Annotated in this window: 15 protein-coding genes; 10 read left to right on the top strand and 5 right to left on the bottom strand. The window is 66.4% G+C overall.

Annotated elements, in window-relative coordinates:
- Nucleotides 1–13 precede the first annotated feature (13 nt).
- The 7 genes from sufB (at nt 14) to U1739_RS06585 (ending at nt 5,690) form a co-directional block, all read left to right on the top strand.
- Complete coding sequence (gene sufB, locus U1739_RS06615) at nt 14–1,498, top strand: Fe-S cluster assembly protein SufB (RefSeq protein ID WP_332705447.1); 1,485 nt, start codon at nt 14–16, stop codon at nt 1,496–1,498.
- Nucleotides 1,495–1,821, top strand: a complete 327-nt coding sequence (locus tag U1739_RS06610) for a hypothetical protein (protein WP_332705444.1) — start codon at nt 1,495–1,497, stop codon at nt 1,819–1,821. Before sufB ends, U1739_RS06610 begins: the two co-directional genes overlap by 4 nt.
- On the top strand, nt 1,821–2,657 hold the full coding sequence (gene sufC, locus U1739_RS06605; RefSeq protein WP_332705441.1) for a Fe-S cluster assembly ATPase SufC: 837 nt from the start codon (nt 1,821–1,823) through the stop codon (nt 2,655–2,657). The genes U1739_RS06610 and sufC overlap by 1 nt, the downstream gene beginning before the upstream one ends.
- A 112-nt stretch (nt 2,658–2,769) precedes the next feature.
- A complete protein-coding gene (locus U1739_RS06600) occupies nt 2,770–3,522 on the top strand; it encodes a SufD family Fe-S cluster assembly protein (RefSeq protein WP_332705438.1) in 753 nt (250 codons plus the stop codon).
- A 130-nt stretch (nt 3,523–3,652) separates the two neighbouring features.
- Nucleotides 3,653–4,867 carry a cysteine desulfurase gene (locus tag U1739_RS06595; protein WP_332705435.1) on the top strand — a complete coding sequence of 405 codons (1,215 nt, stop codon included), beginning with the start codon at nt 3,653–3,655 and terminating at the stop codon, nt 4,865–4,867.
- Entirely contained in the window at nt 4,864–5,337 is a 474-nt protein-coding gene (locus tag U1739_RS06590) for an SUF system Fe-S cluster assembly protein (protein ID WP_332705432.1), read from the top strand. The genes U1739_RS06595 and U1739_RS06590 overlap by 4 nt, the downstream gene beginning before the upstream one ends.
- A complete protein-coding gene (locus U1739_RS06585) occupies nt 5,337–5,690 on the top strand; it encodes a HesB/IscA family protein (RefSeq protein ID WP_332705429.1) in 354 nt (117 codons plus the stop codon). Before U1739_RS06590 ends, U1739_RS06585 begins: the two co-directional genes overlap by 1 nt.
- A gap of 40 nt (nt 5,691–5,730) precedes the next feature.
- Here the strand turns inward: U1739_RS06585 and U1739_RS06580 are convergent, their stop codons facing one another.
- The gene (locus U1739_RS06580; RefSeq protein ID WP_332705426.1) at nt 5,731–6,255 is read right to left on the bottom strand and encodes a Ros/MucR family transcriptional regulator; all 525 of its coding nucleotides are present in this window, start codon (nt 6,253–6,255) and stop codon (nt 5,731–5,733) included.
- Nucleotides 6,256–6,523: 268 nt separating this feature from the next.
- Here U1739_RS06580 and U1739_RS06575 point away from each other — a divergent pair, with 268 nt between their 5' ends.
- A complete protein-coding gene (locus tag U1739_RS06575; protein WP_332705423.1) occupies nt 6,524–6,808 on the top strand; it encodes a hypothetical protein in 285 nt (94 codons plus the stop codon).
- A gap of 4 nt (nt 6,809–6,812) precedes the next feature.
- Here U1739_RS06575 and U1739_RS06570 read toward each other — a convergent pair whose 3' ends face one another.
- Both U1739_RS06570 and U1739_RS06565 read right to left on the bottom strand, forming a co-directional pair.
- Nucleotides 6,813–7,172, bottom strand: a complete 360-nt coding sequence (locus U1739_RS06570) for a YbaN family protein (RefSeq protein WP_332705420.1) — start codon at nt 7,170–7,172, stop codon at nt 6,813–6,815.
- 147 nt (nt 7,173–7,319) lie between these two features.
- Complete coding sequence (locus tag U1739_RS06565) at nt 7,320–7,550, bottom strand: hypothetical protein (protein ID WP_332705417.1); 231 nt, start codon at nt 7,548–7,550, stop codon at nt 7,320–7,322.
- A 187-nt stretch (nt 7,551–7,737) separates the two neighbouring features.
- On the opposite strand from U1739_RS06565, the gene U1739_RS06560 reads away from it, so the two are divergent.
- Both U1739_RS06560 and U1739_RS06555 read left to right on the top strand, forming a co-directional pair.
- Nucleotides 7,738–9,534, top strand: a complete 1,797-nt coding sequence (locus U1739_RS06560; RefSeq protein ID WP_332705414.1) for a DUF885 domain-containing protein — start codon at nt 7,738–7,740, stop codon at nt 9,532–9,534.
- 153 nt (nt 9,535–9,687) lie between these two features.
- Nucleotides 9,688–12,000, top strand: coding sequence for a GH92 family glycosyl hydrolase (locus tag U1739_RS06555; RefSeq protein WP_332705411.1), 2,313 nt, complete (start codon nt 9,688–9,690; stop codon nt 11,998–12,000).
- Here U1739_RS06555 and U1739_RS06550 read toward each other — a convergent pair.
- Nucleotides 11,973–14,975 carry a discoidin domain-containing protein gene (locus tag U1739_RS06550; protein ID WP_332705408.1) on the bottom strand — a complete coding sequence of 1,001 codons (3,003 nt, stop codon included), beginning with the start codon at nt 14,973–14,975 and terminating at the stop codon, nt 11,973–11,975. The two genes, U1739_RS06555 and U1739_RS06550, sit on opposite strands and share 28 nt — an antisense overlap.
- Nucleotides 14,975–16,384: a glucoamylase family protein gene (locus U1739_RS06545; RefSeq protein ID WP_332705405.1), complete on the bottom strand. Its 1,410-nt coding sequence runs from the start codon at nt 16,382–16,384 to the stop codon at nt 14,975–14,977. The genes U1739_RS06550 and U1739_RS06545 overlap by 1 nt, the downstream gene beginning before the upstream one ends.
- Between the last annotated feature and the right edge of the window lie 44 nt (nt 16,385–16,428).

The following is a 16,428-nucleotide window of genomic DNA, read 5'->3' as shown; positions in this document are numbered from 1 at the left end:
GTCTTGAACTAAGATGGCCACGAAGAACGCCGAAGCCTATGAGGCCGCGAACAAGACGTACGAATGGGGTTTCCATTCGGACATCGAACAGGAATTCGCCCCGAAGGGGCTGTCCGAAGACACGGTGCGCTTCATCTCCGCCAAGAAGAACGAGCCGCAATGGATGCTCGACTGGCGGCTGAAGGCGTATCGCCTGTGGCTGACGCTGGAGACGCCGGATTGGGCCAAGCTGGAGATCGATCCGATCGATTACCAGGATGCCTATTATTACGCCGAGCCAAAGGCCAAACCGAAGCTCGGCAGCCTCGACGAAGTCGATCCTGAGATCCTGCGCGTCTATGAGAAGCTCGGCATTCCGATCTCCGAGCAGAAGATGCTTGCCGGCGTGGTGGAGACGGAGGCCGACGGCACGCCCAAGCGTCGTGTCGCGGTCGACGCCGTGTTCGACAGCGTCTCAGTGGCGACCACGTTCCGCAAGGAACTCGAAGCCGCGGGCGTGATCTTCCGCTCGATCTCCGAGGCGATCAAGGAATATCCCGATCTGGTGCGCAAGTGGCTGGGCCGCGTCGTGCCGATCCACGATAACTATTTCGCCGCGCTCAACGCCGCCGTGTTTAGCGACGGGACCTTCGTGTATATTCCGGAGGGGGTGCGTTGCCCGATGGAACTGAGCACCTATTTCCGCATCAATGCCGAGAATACCGGCCAGTTCGAACGCACGCTGATCGTTGCCGACAAGGGTTCGTACGTCTCCTATCTCGAAGGCTGCACCGCGCCGATGCGCGACGAGAACCAGCTGCATGCAGCGGTGGTGGAACTGGTCGCGCTCGACGATGCCGAGATCAAGTACTCGACCGTGCAGAACTGGTATCCCGGCGACGAGAACGGCAAGGGCGGGATCTATAATTTCGTCACCAAGCGGGCGTTGTGCTCGGGGCGGAACAGCAAGGTTAGCTGGACGCAGGTCGAGACGGGCAGCGCGATCACGTGGAAATATCCGTCCTGCGTGCTGTCGGGCGAGAATAGCGTCGGCGAATTCTATTCCGTCGCGGTGACCAACAATCGCCAGCAGGCCGATACCGGCACCAAGATGATCCATCTCGGCAAGGGCTCGCGCTCGACCATCGTCGCCAAGGGCATCTCCGCTGGCCGCTCGGACAACACGTATCGCGGGCTGGTGCGCGTCGCGCCGACCGCGGAGGGCGTGCGCAACTTCACGCAGTGCGACAGCCTGCTGCTCGGCGACCAGTGCGGCGCGCATACCGTGCCCTATATCGAAGTGCGCAACCCGACTGCGCAGATCGAGCATGAGGCGACCACGTCGAAAATCTCCGACGACCAAATGTTCTGCGCGATGCAGCGCGGGCTGGATTCGGAGAGCGCGGTGGCGCTGATCGTCAATGGCTTCGCGCGCGAAGTGCTGCAGCAATTGCCGATGGAGTTTGCGGTCGAGGCGCAGAAGTTGTTGGGGATTAGCCTTGAGGGGAGCGTGGGGTGATCATCTGGCTGTTGCTTTTGCAGGCCGTCGTCGCGGATGGCGCCTCGCCAGGCCGTGAAAAGTATGAACCCTTTCGCAAATGTCTGCTCAAGCAAGCTGCGACGTTGGCGCAGGCAAAGGACGACGACCGGGTCGTTCTGGAGGCGGCGCGCTCTAACTGTATGAGGGTCAATCTCGCGTCCGGGAGCGCTGCGATGTTCGCCGAAATAAAGGCGGGCGCGACCAAGGAACAGGCGATCGACCGTGTCGCCGCCTTGCGGCTGGCGGCCGAGCAGGAAGCCCTGACGCAAATCCGGTCGATCAGATCTAATGGTGAAAAGTAATGCTGAAGATTGAAAACCTCCACGCCGAAATCGACGGCAAGGAAATCCTCAAGGGCCTGTCGCTCAGCGTCAATGCGGGCGAAGTCCATGCCATCATGGGCCCCAACGGCGCGGGCAAATCGACGCTCGGCTATGTGTTGGGCGGGCGGCCCGGCTATGACGTGACTGCCGGCAGCGTGCAGTTCCAGCCCGCCCGTCACCCCGGCCTTGAGCCGGGGCCCAGCTTCGCTGCCGCCGCCGAAGGCAGCGCGATCCCGGATCAAGTCCGGGATGCCGGAGCGTGGGTGGACCTGCTCGAAATGGCGCCGCATGAGCGCGCCGCCGCCGGCCTGTTCCTCGGCTTCCAATATCCGGTCGAGATCCCCGGCGTGTCCAACGTGCAGTTCCTGCGCGAGGCGCTCAACGCGCAGCGCCGCCTGCGTGACGAAAAGCCGCTGTCCGGCGCCGAATTCCTCAAGCTCGCCCGCGCGCAGGCCGATGCGCTGAGCATGGATCAGGAGATGCTCAAGCGGCCGGTCAATGTCGGTTTTTCCGGCGGCGAGAAGAAGCGCAACGAGATGGTGCAGATGGGCATTATCGGCCCGCGCCTCGCGATCCTCGACGAGACCGATTCCGGGCTCGACATCGATGCGCTGCGCGTCGTCGGCGACGGCATCAACCGCATCATGCGCCAGCCGGACAAGGCGGTGATCCTCATCACGCATTACCAGCGGCTGCTCGATTACGTGAAGCCGGACTTTGTCCACGTGCTGGCCGGCGGGCGGATCATCCGCAGCGGTGGTGCGGAACTGGCGCTGGAGTTGGAGAGCGAAGGCTATGCGGCGGTGATGGCATGAGCGCCGCAGGCAAACATTCTCCCCTTCTTCTCAGCGTCCTTCGCGCCTCTGCGCGAACAAAAAAGATTGGTTCGCGCAGAGGTGCTGAGGGCGCAGAGATGGTGCGCTGGTTATGAACGTTGCAACACTCCCCACACGGAGGGATGAAAGCTGGCGCTACAGTGATCTGCAGGCTGTCGCCTCGGTCTGGCCCGTGCCCGCGCCGGAAGTCATCGATGTCCCCGCCGGCACGTCGATCTCGCGCGTCATCCTGCAGGATGACGCGCTCGATGCCGTCGCGATCCGCGATTACCGCGTCATCCTGCGCGCCGGGGCTACCGCGACGTTCCATGTCCTCAACATCGGCGGCAAGCTTGGTCGCGTGACGATCGACGTGACGTGCCACGAAGGCGCGCATTTCGAGCTCGGCGGGGCGATCCTCGGCGGGGGCGATCAGACGCTGGAGATCGTCACGACGCTCAACCATATCGAGCCGAACGCGAGCTCCAATCAGGTCGTGCGCTCGGTGCTCGCGGGCCGGGCGACGGGTTCGTACCTCGGTAAGGTCGCGGTCGCGCGGCATGCGCAGAAGACCGATGCGTCGCAGAGCGTGAAGGCGACGCTGCTGTCGCGCACCGCCACCGCCAATGCCAAGCCCGAGCTGGAAATCTACGCCGACGACGTGAAGTGCGCGCATGGCGCGACGGTCGGCGAGCTGGATGCCAACGCCTTATTCTATCTCGCCTCGCGCGGGATCGCGCCGGCCGAGGCTAAGGCGCTGTTGCTGCGCGCGTTCATCGCCAGTGTGTTCGAGGGCATCGCGGATGCCGGCGAGCGGGAGCGCATCGAAGCGGCAGCGCAGGCGGCGTTGGAGCGGATGTTGTGATACGCGCTGTTCTTATCCCCCTCCCGCTTGCGGGAGGGGTTAGGGGTGGGCTCGCGCTTACCGGTAGCGCTGCGTTTGCCGTTGGCCGGGAGCCCACCCCCGGCCCCTCCCGCAAACGGGAGGGGGGAAGATGAGCGTCCTTCTCGACACCCGCCCGCTCGACCGCGTGACTGATTTCCCTGCCATCCCCAGCGGCTGGGCCTATCTCGACACCGCCGCCACCGCGCAGAAGCCGCAAGTGGTCATCAATGCGATCACGCGAGGCTACGACACCGATTATGCCACCGTCCATCGCGGCGTGTACCAGCGCTCGGCCGACATGACGCTCGCCTATGAAGCCGCGCGCAAGAAGGTCGCAAGCTTCATCGGCGCGACCACGCCCGACGAGATCGTCTTCGTCCGCGGCGCGACCGAGGGGATCAACCTCGTCGCGCAGTGCTGGGCCGGCACGCAGCTCAAGGCCGGCGACCGCATCTTGCTCTCCCAGCTCGAGCATCACAGCAATATCGTGCCGTGGCAGATGGTTGCCGAGCGCGTCGGCGCCGCGATCGACGTGATCCCGCTGACCGCCGATCACCGCATCGATCTGGATGCGATGCAGGCGATGATCACGCCCGCGCACAAGCTCGTCGCGCTGGCGCACGTCTCCAACGTGCTCGGCTCGGTGCTCGACGCGCGTCGGGCTGCGGATATCGCCCACAGCGTCGGCGCGAAAATCCTGCTCGACGGTTGCCAGGCGGTGCCGCGCATGGCGGTCGATGTCGCCGCGCTCGAATGCGATTTCTACGTCTTCTCCGGCCACAAGCTGTACGGCCCGACGGGCATCGGCGTGCTGTGGGGCAGGGGCGACTTGCTTGAGGCGATGCCGCCCTATCAGGGCGGCGGCGCAATGATCGACAAGGTCACGTTCGAGAAGACGACCTATGCGCCGCCGCCGGGTCGGTTCGAGGCCGGCACGCCGCATATCGTCGGCGTGCTCGGTCTGCATGCGGCGATCGACTATGTCGAAAGCGTCGGCCTCGACGCGATCCACGCGCACGAAACCGCGCTCGTCGCCAAGACCCGCGACGCGCTGTCGCAGATCAATTCGGTCACCCTGTTTGGGCCGGAGGACAGCGCTGGGATCGTCTCGTTCAGTATCGAGGGGGTGCATCCGCATGACATCGGCACCATCTTGGACGAAGCGAAGGTGGCGATCCGCGCCGGACATCATTGCGCGCAGCCGCTGATGCAGGTGCTGGGTGTCGATGCGACCGCCCGGGCGAGCTTCGGCGTGTATAATTCGGCCGCCGACGTGGACGCACTAGTGGCGGGTATTCAACGAGTAACGAGGATCTTCGGATGAACGAAGAACGCAGCATAGCGATCGAAGAAGTAAGCGCCGTCGCCGCGCCGCCGCGCGCCCGCGTCGAGGCGCCGGAACCGTTCGCCGCGCCAGCCGAGCGCAAGCGCGACTATCTCGAAGGCTTTTTGGCGCAGAAGCCGGCCGGCGACGTGCCGGGCGAGCCGGGCGGGGCGCTGTACGAGGCTGTCGTCGATGCGTTGAAGGAAATCTACGATCCGGAAATCCCGGTCAACATCTACGATCTCGGGCTGATCTACGGCGTCGACGTCACCGCCGACGGCCATGCCGTGGTGACCATGACGCTGACCACGCCCAATTGTCCGGTGGCGGAATCGATGCCGATGGAAGTCGAATTGCGCGTCGGCGCGGTACCGGGAGTTGGAACGTCCGAGGTCAATCTGGTGTGGGATCCGGCCTGGGATCCGCAGAAGATGAGCGACGACGCCAAGCTCGAATTGGGGATGTTGTGATGGCCACGATCGCTCGCCCGCGCCCTGCGGCGCTCAACCTGACGCCCTCGGCGCACGCGCGCATCGCCGAGCTGATGGGCAAGGCGCCGGCCGAGGCGATCGGCGTCAAGCTGTCCACGCCGCGCCGCGGCTGTTCCGGGCTGGCCTATTCGGTCGATTACGTCACCGAGGCGAAACCGTTCGACGAGCGCATCGACACGCCGGGCGGCACGTTGTTCGTCGATGGCGGCTCGATCCTGTATCTGATCGGCAGCACGATGGATTGGGTGGAGGACGATTTCGCCGCCGGCTTCGTGTTCCAGAACCCCAACGCCAAGGGTGCGTGCGGCTGCGGCGAAAGCTTCACCGTCTAACCGACCGCGCGATCCCGTGGGGACCGCGCGGTTGTTTCCGTTATTCGGCGCTGGCTGGACGGCGACCGCGCTTGGGCTTGTCGGCGACGGCGCCGGCGGCAGCGGCAGTCTCGGACGAGGCGGCACGCGCGGCGCGGCCCTTCTGGCCCAAGCCGATGCGGTGCGCCATGGCGCGGCGCTGTTCCGAATAGGTCTCGGCGACCATCGGATAATCGGCCTTGAGATTATAACGTTCGCGATATTGTTCAGGGGTCATGCCGTGGGTGGAAAGATGCCGGCGCAACGTCTTGTAAGGCTTGCCGTCGATCATCGAGATGATGTGATCTTTGGAAGCCAGAGACTTTCGCACGCTGACCGCGGCAGTATATTCCTGCTCGGGGGCGGTTTCTTCGCCGGCATCAGCGGATGTTCCGGCAGCGCCAGAAAGTTCGCTCACCGTGCTGTACATCGTGCGCAGGAATGCTGGCACGTCTTCTGCCGAAACGCGGTTGTTCTGGTTGCCGAGCCAGGCGATGGTCAGTTCGGCAGCAAGTTCGACGGCGTCGAGTGTTGTGTCATCAGACATGGAAGCGCTCCTGAATTCTTGGTTGCTGGCGGCGCCAGCACGACCCAATTGGTGCGCTCGATATAATATATGGTGTTCCAATGTCGACTGCTAATACTTGTAGTGCTGCGCGAAACTCATCACTTAAATTCAAACAATTTTGGTTCTATCTGCTACACGCTGTTTAAAGTGCCGCGTGGCGGTGCGCGCCGGTCGGGATCGCGCAGTGCCCGCAGTGGGAGCGAAGCGCCGCGCTCGGCGTTGAGCACTTCTCATCAGGGACGCCCAAATGCCGCATGACAGCAACATCGTCTATTGTACTGGGCCGGACAGTCCGCACGCATTCGATATCGTGCCGCTACAGCCGCGCAACGGCACGCTCGACAGCCGCTGCACGATATGTCGCGGCCACGGGCAATGGAATGTCGAGATCGACTTGGTCAGCTTCCGCTGCAAGCGCGCGATCTGCGATCATTGTTCGGGGGCCGGCTGGGTGGAGACGGGCAGCGACCCGATCGGCGTGCCCGATATCGTGCTGAGCGCGGACGGTCATCCGCGCTGGATCGTGCGCTAGCCGGTCAGGTCGGCGACGGGCGCGACACGACATAGGCGGCGCATCCGCCGATCAGCGCCGCGACCAGCAGCGCGGGAAGCCAGCCCGGATGCGCGCCGAGCAGGAACAGCACGAAGCCGAGCGCCATCCCGCAACAGGCGGCGATCTTGCCGCGGCGCGGGATCGCCCCTTCCGCGCGCCACGCGCGCAACGTGGGGCCGAAGCGCTTGTGATCGAGCAGCCAGGCCTCCAGCCGGGGCGACGAGCGGGCGAAACAGCCGGCCGCCAGGATCAGGAAGATGGTGGTCGGCATCAGCGGCACGATCGCGCCGATCACCCCCAGCGCCACGCAGATCAGCCCCAGCACCAGCCAGCCGGCACGCAACGCGCGGTTGCCGCGGGGCGTGGGCGTCGGGCCGTCGGGGGTAGAACTGTCGATGACGATCGCTCTCTGTTTGCCACCGCAACGCGCCGCGCGCCGCCTGGCTGACCTATGGTTTGTGCGAAGGGTTCGCAACAGTCTTCGGGTGGCTCAGGCCCCGGTAACCATCGGGTGGCTCAGCCGTACGGTGTCGAGCAGATGCTCGATCGCGGCAATTTCACGCACGCTGCCGGACGGCGTCACCGACCAATTGCACAACGGGTGCGTCCTGGCGTCGTAGACGCGGACCGGGCCGATGGCCAGCCGCCAGCTGCGCGCACTGCCGCCGCTTTTGCGCGCCAACGCCGCCACCAGCAGATCCTGTATCTCGCTTCCCGTCATGCCGATCCATCTTCGCCTTGTTCGGGCACGCCCTTAGGGTTTGCTGGGGCGATTTGGAACATCGCGGATCACGGGCGGAGGCGGGGGCCAGTCGTGGAGCAGGGCTGGCGGGCACAGCGCGCGATGGCGGTGGCTATCGGCGCCGACGCTCGGCTATGACCGTCGGCAGGATTACAGGAGTATCCCCATGCATCGTCGCCGTTTTCTCGCCAGTGCCGCAGCCGTCTCCGTGGCCGGCGCGCTGCCGCTGCGCGCGGCCGTCGCGGCCGCCAACCGCGATGTGGCGCTGCGCACGATGCTCGATCGCTTCTTCTACGCGCGGCTCGGCGAGTCGCCCGAACAGGCAACGCGGCTTGGGCTGGATACGGGCGCGCGCGCCGCGCTGAAAGCGCAGCTCGACGATCAGTCGGCGGCGGGACGGGCCAAGGATCTGGCCCGCGCCAAGGCCGAACTGGCCGAACTGCGCGCCTTCGGGACGGCCGGGCTGTCGCCGGCAGCCGCGCTCGATTACGAAGTGGTCAGCTACCAGCTGACCCGCGCCTTGGCCGGGGCCAAGCGCTTCACTTATGGCAGCAGCCTCGGCCGGTTCGCCCCCTATGTGCTGAGCCAGCTGAGCGGCCCGTATCGCGACGTGCCCGATTTCCTCGAATCACAGGTGCGGGTCCGCGATGCGGGCGAGGCGGACGCCTATCTCGCGCGGCTCGCTGCCTTTCCCAAGGCGCTCGACGACAGCACGGCGCAGCAGCGCGACGATGCGGCCCGCGGCGTGTTCGCACCGGACTATATTCTCGATACCACGCTGAAACAGCTCGGTAGCCTGCTCGAGGCGCCGGCCGACAAGACGGTGATGGTGGCGAGCTTCGCCGCCAAACTGAAGGCGGCCAACCTGCCCGACGACCGCGTGGCCCAGGCGACGGCGATCGTCGCCCGCGAGATTTTCCCGGCGGTCGAGCGGCAGCGTGCCTTGGTCACCGCGTTGCGCGGCAAGGCGGTGCATGATGCCGGCTGCTGGCGCCTGCCCGATGGCGATGCCTATTACGCCGCGGCGGCCGAGGCGGCGACGACGGTGGCGATGAGCGGCGACGAAATCCACCGCCTCGGCCTGGCGCAGGTCGCCGAGATCGGTGCGCGGATCGACACGATCCTGAAAAGTCAGGGAATGAGCCAGGGGAGCGTCGGCGAGCGCCTCGTCGCGCTGAACAAGCGGCCCGATCAGCTTTACCCCAATACCGATGCCGGGCGCGATGCCTTGCTGGCGCAGCTCAACAGCCAGATCAAGGCGATGCAGAAGCGCTTGCCGGAAGTGTTCGCCACGGTGCCCGCCGCGCCGGTCGAAGTGCGCCGCGTGCCGCCGACGATCCAGGCCGGCGCGCCGGGGGGCTATTACCAGAACGCCTCGCTCGATGGTTCGCGCCCGGCAATCTATTACATCAACCTGCGCGATACGTTCGATCGGCCGAAATTCGGACTGGCGACGCTGACGCATCACGAAGCCGTGCCGGGCCATCACCTGCAGGTCGGGCTCGCGCTGGAAAGCACGGCAATCCCGCTGATCCGGCGCCGCGGCTTCTTCAGTGGCTATTCCGAAGGCTGGGCGCTCTATGCCGAGCAATTGGCCGACGAAATGGGCATGTATGAGGGCGATCCGCTCGGCCAGGTCGGCTATCTGCAATCGTTGCTGTTCCGCGCCACGCGGCTGGTGGTCGATAGCGGCATGCACAGCAAACGCTGGAGTCGCGAGCAGGCGACCGACTATCTCATCGCCACCACCGGCATCGCGCGCGGTCGCAGCCAAAGCGAGATCGATCGCTACACCGTCTGGCCGGGGCAGGCGTGCAGCTACAAGATCGGCCACACGATCTGGACGCGGCTGCGCGCCGAAGCGGAGAAGAAACCGGGCTTCTCGCTCAAGCAATTCCACGCCGTGTTGCTCAAGGGTGCGATGCCGCTGGCGGTGCTGGAGCGGGTCGTGCGGGCCGGTTGAGGGCGCTGTGACTGTGCTCCCGTCGGACTGACTGCCCAATGTCCGATTGGACAGTCAGGCCACGTCCGATTGGACAGTCAGGCCACGTCCGATTGGACAGTCAGGCCACGTCCGATTGGACAGTCAGGCCGAGCATCTGCTTAAACCACGCTCATGCGTATCCTACTGCTGCTCGCCCTTTCCGTGTCCAGCGCCGCCATGGCGCAGCAGGCGGCCACGCCGATCGACGCGGTCGATCCGATGATCGGCACGGGCGGGCAGGGCCACACCTTTCCCGGCGCGACCGCGCCGTTCGGCATGGTGCAATTGTCGCCCGATACTGACACGAGCTGCCAGATCCGCGCCTGCTATCCCCACGCGGCAGGCTATCGCTACGAGGATCCGACGATCCAGGGCTTCAGCCACACGCATTTTTCCGGTGCCGGCCATTCCGATCTGGGCGACATCCTGGTCATGCCGCAATCGGGCATGGCGCAGCTCGATCCGGGCGATCCCGCCAAGCCTGGCTCGGGCTATCGTTCGCGCTTCGATCATGCCAGCGAAGTGGCGCGGCCGGGTTATTATGCCGTGACCCTGGCCGATAATGGGGTGCGCGCCGAGCTGACCGCGGGGACGCGGATCGGCGTGCATCGTTATGCCTTCGCGCCGGGCAAGCCCGCGCATCTAGTGCTCGATCTGCGCTCCTCGCTATACGATTATCCCGGCAAGATTCTATGGTCAGGCCTGCACCTGCGCCCCGACGGCACGCTCACCGGCTTTCGCGAGACACGCGGCTGGGCACCGGGGCGAAAGCTGTTCTTTGCCATGCGCTTCTCAGCGCCACTCACCGGCCACGCGTTGGTCGATCGCGATACCACGGTGCCCTACAAGGGCTTTCAAGGCCTCGGTCGCGATAGCGACGCGCTGGTCGAGAAGCTCGGCCGTGCGCTCGAAGCACGGCTCGATTTCGGTTCGCTGGCCGCGCCGCTCGAGGTGAAGGTGGCGCTGTCCGGGGTTGACGAGCAGGGCGCGGTGGCCAATCTCAATGCCGAGCCGGGCGGGTTCGACGCGGTTCGCGCACGCACCACGGCGGCCTGGACCAACGCGCTCGGCGCGGTGGAGATCGACGCGCCGGCGCCGATGCGGACCAACTTTTATACCGCGCTGTATCACGCGCTGCTCGCACCGAGCGTGTGGAGCGATATGGATGGCCGCTATCGCGGGCCGGACGATCAGGTGCGTGTCGCGACCGGCTATACCTTCCGCTCGACCTTTTCGCTGTGGGACACGTTCCGCGCCGAACATCCCCTGCTCACCTTGGTCCAGCCGGCCGAGACGACCAACGATATCGTGCGTTCGCTGGTCGCCAGCCGCGAGCATAGCCCGGACGGAATCCTGCCGGTGTGGCAGTTCGCCGGGCGCGAGACCTGGACGATGATCGGCTATCACGCCGCGCCGGTGATCGCCGACGCGTATCTCAAGGGCATTCGCGGTTTCGATGCCGATGCCGCGCTGGCGGCGATGGTCGCGAGCGCGGATTATGCGCCGTACGGTGGCTTGGGCGAGTATATCAAGCGCGGCTATGTGCCGATCGACAAGGAGGCGGAAGCAGCGTCCAAGACAGTCGAATATGCCTATGACGACTGGACGATCGCGCGGATGGCGCGGGCGATGGGGCGCAGCGAGATTGCCGCACGGTTCGAAAAGCGCGCGGGCAATTGGCGCAACAGCTTCGACGTCAAGACCGGCTGGCTGCGCGCGCGGCTGTCGAGCGGCGCGTTCCGCACGCCGTTCGATCCCACCGCGATCAATTACGGATCGGATTATACCGAGGGCAATGCCTGGCAATATAGCTGGTTCATGCCGCAGGATCAGGCCGGGCTGATCCGCTTGCTCGGCGGGGATCGCAAGGCGATCGCCAAGCTCGACGCGATGTTCGAGTTCGACAATTCGAAAGTCGATTACAGCCATGCCGAGGATATCGCCGGGCTGATCGGGCAATATATCCATGGCAACGAGCCGAGCCATCACGTCGCCTATCTCTACGCCGTTGCCGGCGCGCCGTGGCGGACGCAGGAACGGCTCGGGCAGATCGTCGCCTCGCAATATATGCCGGCGCCCGATGGCCTGTCGGGCAATGACGATCTCGGGCAGATGTCGGCCTGGCTGGTATTCACCGCGCTCGGCTTCTACCCGCTGGCGCCGGGATCGAACGAATATGTCATCGGCCGTCCGTTCGTCGATCGCGCCGTGCTCAATCTGCCCGGCGGCAAGCGCTTCACAATGGTCGCCCACGCACTGTCGCCGACCAACCGCTATGTCGCGGGCATCACCTTGAACGGCGCGGCGCTCAACCGCAGCTATCTCACCGATGCCGAGATCCGCACTGGCGGTGAGCTGCGTTTCACGATGAGCGCGACGCCGAACAAGATCTGGGCGAGCGGCACGGCGGCGCGGCCCTATTCGATGTCGACGCGGCCGGATTGAGGCTGCCACACGATGTGCCGCGCTGCCGCCGGCACCTGTAACCGGCGCCCGACCGCGACGCCCCTTTGGCCGTCGATCGTGGCGCTGCCGGGCGTTCCAGCAAACGGCCAGTCGATGACGAACCCGCCTGGCGGCCGGGCGTCGCCGGACAGGTCGAGCCGCAGCGTGCCGCGATCGTCGCGCGCCGCCAGGTCGAGCGCGCCGTAGGGCGTGCGCAGCCCGCGTATCGCCGTGCCCGTGCCGGCCAGCCAGGCGCCGTCCAGCCCACCCACCAGCACGATCGTCTCGTCATCGCCGACATAGGCGAACAGGTCGAGCGCGGCGCGGATGAAGTCCGAGGCGACCCAGGCGTGCGGCATGTCACCGATGAAGCGGATGTCGCGGGGGTTTCGGCCGACCACTTCGGCCCAGCCGTTCCACGCCGCCGGGCGGCGATCGGCCATATAGGCGGTGAGCAGGTCATTGGCGCGGGCGGGCTGGCCGAGCCGGACCAGCGCTGAGACATTGCGCAATTCGTACGGCGTATAGTCCGCCCAGGCCGCGCCCGGCGCGGCGCGCGCCATGACGCGATCATATTGCTTGGCAAAGGTGTTGCTCAGCAGCTTGGGATCGAGCCTCGCGCCTTCGCCGGCGGGATCGAGCGCCATCGTCGTCGAGGTGGCATCGAAATCGCCGAGGCTGACCGCGCCGGGGATGAAATCGATCGCGAAACGCTTGGTCGAGGCGGCGATCGCCGCGTGGATATCGGCGGCGAACTGGTCGCGCTGCGCCGCGATCGTGGCGCGCTCCGGCTTGCCCAGCACCGAGGCCGCAAAGGCCGCATCCTTGTAACCGGTCAGCCCCCAGAAATCGTCCCACAGACTGTATTGCGCCTCGGCCGAATAGCCTTCGTGGCTGATCGACGGTGGCAGCAGGCCGTAGAGGTGGCGGCGCTCGGGCGTGAGGTTGGCGGCGCTGCGCTCCGACTGGCGCTGGCTCTCCATGTAGCGGCGCGCGCCGTCCAGTGCCGGCCAGTCGCGCGCCAGCGCGGCGCGGTCGCCGGTGTAGCGATAGAGTTGCGTGACGAGGTGGATATACTCGCCTTGGCTGTCATTCTCCGGCACCGGATCGGGCCCGCGCGCATCGACGCAACACGGCACCTTGCCATTGGCGAATAATTTGGTGCCATACCAATCGGCAAAGGCGCGCACCGGCCCCGGCTGGCCGAGCCGCAGCAGCGTATCGCCGATCATCGCGCCATCGCGGATCCAGCTGCGGTCGTACGACCGTGTACCCGGCTTAAGCGCCGCCCCCTCGCGGCTCATCAGGATATGCGCGAGCGCGGTCTTGAGCGTGTCGGCGACCGCTTGCTTGGGCGGTGGGGCGGTGATCGTGACGGTACCCAGCGCGCGTTGCCAATAGGCAGCGGTGGCCCGCTCGGCGGCGTCGAATGTGGCGCGATTCGGCATGGCGCCACCGATCGCCATCGGCACGTCGAGCGTTTCGCCGGGGGCTAGCGTTGCTTGCCAGTCGAGCGTGGCGGCGGCGAGGTGGGCGGGATCGTCCACCATGAGCGCGCCGCTATCGCTGGGCCGAAGTGCGCCTTGATCGAACGGCCGTGCCGCGACGTTAGTCGGCGGGGTGAGCGGGAATAAGGTGCGGGTGACGGCGGGGTCGCCGGCGATCGCTGGCGGTGAGGTCACGGCGAGCGCGCCTTCGGCCCAGGCGATGCGCGCGATCGGGCTGACGCCGCCCTGCTGGCTGAGAAACTGCGCGGCCGGATTGACTTGAAACGGCCGTATGCCGAGCGCCAGCCGCAAGGTGCGGGGACGATCGCCGGTGTTGGTCAGCCGCCAGCGCGCCAGCAGCCGCGGCGTTGTCTGGTCGGCGACAAGCGTAGTCGCCAGGGTCCAGCCGTCGCCGCGCCACAGGACCTGCGGGATCGGCAGATAATCCCCGCGTAAAGACTGTTCGGGCGTGACGTTTGCCCAGGACACGCGCTTGCCGCCGGCGACGACGAACGGTTCGATCGAGAAGCCACCCTTGGCCACTTCGATCGCGCCATCCTCGCCGATCAGCCCCGATACTGCGCCGCCGTCACTGGCCACCAGCGTCCAATAGGATTGTTCGGTAAAACCGCGCGGATAGGCGCCGCGCGGTGCCGCCTGGGCCAGGGCGGCAATCATCGCATTGGGCGTGGCACCCCATTCGGGCGGCATCACGCGGACGCTGGTCAGGTCGGGCCGACCGGCGGCGGTGAGGCGCAGATAGCGTGTCTCGGTGCCGGGCAGAGCGAGCGGATCGTCGCCGCCATCGCCTGCCGTCACGGAGCGCAGCGTGCGCCAGCGGCGGCGATCGTCCGACGCCTCGATTGTGTAACGTGGGGCGAACCGTGACCCCCAGGTCAGGGTCAAGCCGCCCAACTCGCGCACGCCGCCAAAGTCGATCGTAAGCGGACGGGCGAGCGTCCGCCTGGCATCGAGCGCGCGCGCATCGCTGGCGCGGGGTGGCGGCAGCGGGGTGGGCACGGGCAGGGGGGTGAAGGCGAGATCGGCGATTTCGATCCGCCCGGCGCCGCCATCGCGCCCGCGCACGACGACGATCTCCATCCCTTCGGTGCGGCGCAGCGTCTTGTCGGCGCTCGGGCCCCAGGCGAAAGCGATGTCGCGTGGGCGGATCTCGATCGTCTGCCAAGCGGGCGTGGGGCGGAAGTTCGGGCGCCGCACCCACCACACGTTCTTGCCGCTGGCATCGGTGAACTTGATCTGCACATCGTTGACGCCGCCGGTACCGCGCAGCTTGAAGCGCAGCACGAAATTGGCCGGCCAGTCGCGCGGCTCGTCACGCCGCGCGACGGCATAGCCGGACACGGCGGCGAAATCATAGTCGAGCCGGAAGCCGTCCGCACTGGCGGCAACCTGCGATGTCACGCCATCCGAGGCGGAGGCGCTCCACGCCGGCGCCTGCGCGGCCAACACCAGGGCCAGCGCGAGCATCACGCCAGCCAGCCGCCGGTAAAGCCGGCACGCTGCAGCCCGCGGCGGATATGCGGGTTGCGCCGCATCGTGCGCCAGATCAGCCCGGTGCGGTGGTTCTCGATCCCGCCGACGATCGGCCCCTGATCGATGCCGAGATAATCGCCGTCGACCCAGCCGATCCCGGGCACGACCTTGCCGTGGCGCAGCGGCGCGCTGGCGTCGGTGAGTGTCGGGTTGAACGAATCGAGGAAGCCGTATTGGCCGTAAATGCCGCGGCCATAATTGCGGTGCATGGCGGCGATCGTCGGTACGACGATTTCCGGCGCGAAGGCGATCGAGCCCAGCGCGGCGGTCGGCGCGATCGTGCCATCGTCGCGGTCGCCCGGGCCGCGCGCGGAATAGGAGAAGAATTCGCGCTCCTTGCCCGCCAGCGTGAGCTTGAAGTCGCCCGGCCCGTCGCACGCGGTCAGCCCCCAACAGTCGGGGCCATAGCCTTTCCAGCCATGCTTGTTGTCGATCGCATAGCCGCGCTGCGCATAGGTGGCGCGGCGGCTATTCTCGAAATAATCGAGCCCCTTGGCGGCTATGAAGCCGTCGCGGATGCCGCGGAAATCGATCCACATCTGGCTGTATTGATGGCCGAACAGCGGCGGGAATTCGAGATAGGAATGGCCGCCCTGGCTCGTCCAGCTCGGCTCGAACCGTGCCGACCAGCCCTGCCATGTACCCTCCGGCAGCGCGTGCGTCGGCGAGCCCAGCGCCAGAATGTAGAGCAGCATGCCCTCGTTATAGATATTCCAGTCCGAGGCGATGAAGCCGTTTTCGGGATGCCAACCCATCGACAGGAACGGCGTGTTGCGCACCGCATAGGTCCAGTCGACCGCGCGGTAGAGCCGTTCCGCCAGCGTGCGGATTTCGCGTTCCTCGGGATGATCGCGATCGTACCAGCTCTGCGCGAACAGCATGCCGGCGAGCAGCAGCGCGGTATCGATGGTCGAGAGTTCGGTGCCGCCGAACCGCGTGCCGGTGCGCATGTCGAGGAAGTGGTAGAAGAAGCCCTTATAGCCGCTCGTGCCGCTGGCCGCTTCGCCCTGCGTCGCGCCGGCGAAGAAGCGCAACGTCGCCAGCGTGCGCGTGCGCGCCGCGGCGCGCGTGATCCAGCCATGCGTCACGCCGATCGGGTAGACGGTCAACGCGAAGCCGACCGCGGCGATCGAGGCGAAGGACGGGGTGGGCCAGCGATCCGGCATCAGCCCGGTGGCGGGATCGCTCCGCTCCCAGAAGAAGCGGAAGGAGCGATGCTGGATATCGTCGATCAACCGCTCGGCAGCGGATCGACGGGCAAGGCGGGGCGCAGCAAGAACGGGGGCGGTAATACCGGCGGCGGCGAGGCTGGCCGTGCCGAGGAACTGACGTCGATCGATCACGTGATACTCGAATTCGAGAAGATGCCGGAGCGGCGAGGGGCCGC

Origin of the sequence: Parasphingomonas puruogangriensis (genome assembly GCF_036663635.1) — a bacterium.
In the GTDB taxonomy this organism is placed as follows: domain Bacteria; phylum Pseudomonadota; class Alphaproteobacteria; order Sphingomonadales; family Sphingomonadaceae; genus Sphingomonas.
Note: the sequence above shows the minus strand (reverse complement) of the source record. Positions and strands in the feature narration are given on the sequence as shown.

Bases quoted from the DNA above. Each gene is read 5' to 3' on its own strand.
- sufB (WP_332705447.1), top strand. From the start codon at position 14: ATGGCCACGAAGAACGCCGAAGCCTATGAGGCCGCGAACAAGACGTAC.
- sufC (WP_332705441.1), top strand. From the start codon at position 1,821: ATGCTGAAGATTGAAAACCTCCACGCCGAAATCGACGGCAAGGAAATC.
- U1739_RS06600 (WP_332705438.1), top strand. From the start codon at position 2,770: ATGAACGTTGCAACACTCCCCACACGGAGGGATGAAAGCTGGCGCTAC.
- U1739_RS06595 (WP_332705435.1), top strand. From the start codon at position 3,653: ATGAGCGTCCTTCTCGACACCCGCCCGCTCGACCGCGTGACTGATTTC.
- U1739_RS06590 (WP_332705432.1), top strand. From the start codon at position 4,864: ATGAACGAAGAACGCAGCATAGCGATCGAAGAAGTAAGCGCCGTCGCC.
- U1739_RS06585 (WP_332705429.1), top strand. From the start codon at position 5,337: ATGGCCACGATCGCTCGCCCGCGCCCTGCGGCGCTCAACCTGACGCCC.
- U1739_RS06580 (WP_332705426.1), bottom strand. From the start codon at position 6,255: ATGTCTGATGACACAACACTCGACGCCGTCGAACTTGCTGCCGAACTG.
- U1739_RS06575 (WP_332705423.1), top strand. From the start codon at position 6,524: ATGCCGCATGACAGCAACATCGTCTATTGTACTGGGCCGGACAGTCCG.
- U1739_RS06565 (WP_332705417.1), bottom strand. From the start codon at position 7,550: ATGACGGGAAGCGAGATACAGGATCTGCTGGTGGCGGCGTTGGCGCGC.
- U1739_RS06560 (WP_332705414.1), top strand. From the start codon at position 7,738: ATGCATCGTCGCCGTTTTCTCGCCAGTGCCGCAGCCGTCTCCGTGGCC.
- U1739_RS06555 (WP_332705411.1), top strand. From the start codon at position 9,688: ATGCGTATCCTACTGCTGCTCGCCCTTTCCGTGTCCAGCGCCGCCATG.
- U1739_RS06550 (WP_332705408.1), bottom strand. From the start codon at position 14,975: ATGCTCGCGCTGGCCCTGGTGTTGGCCGCGCAGGCGCCGGCGTGGAGC.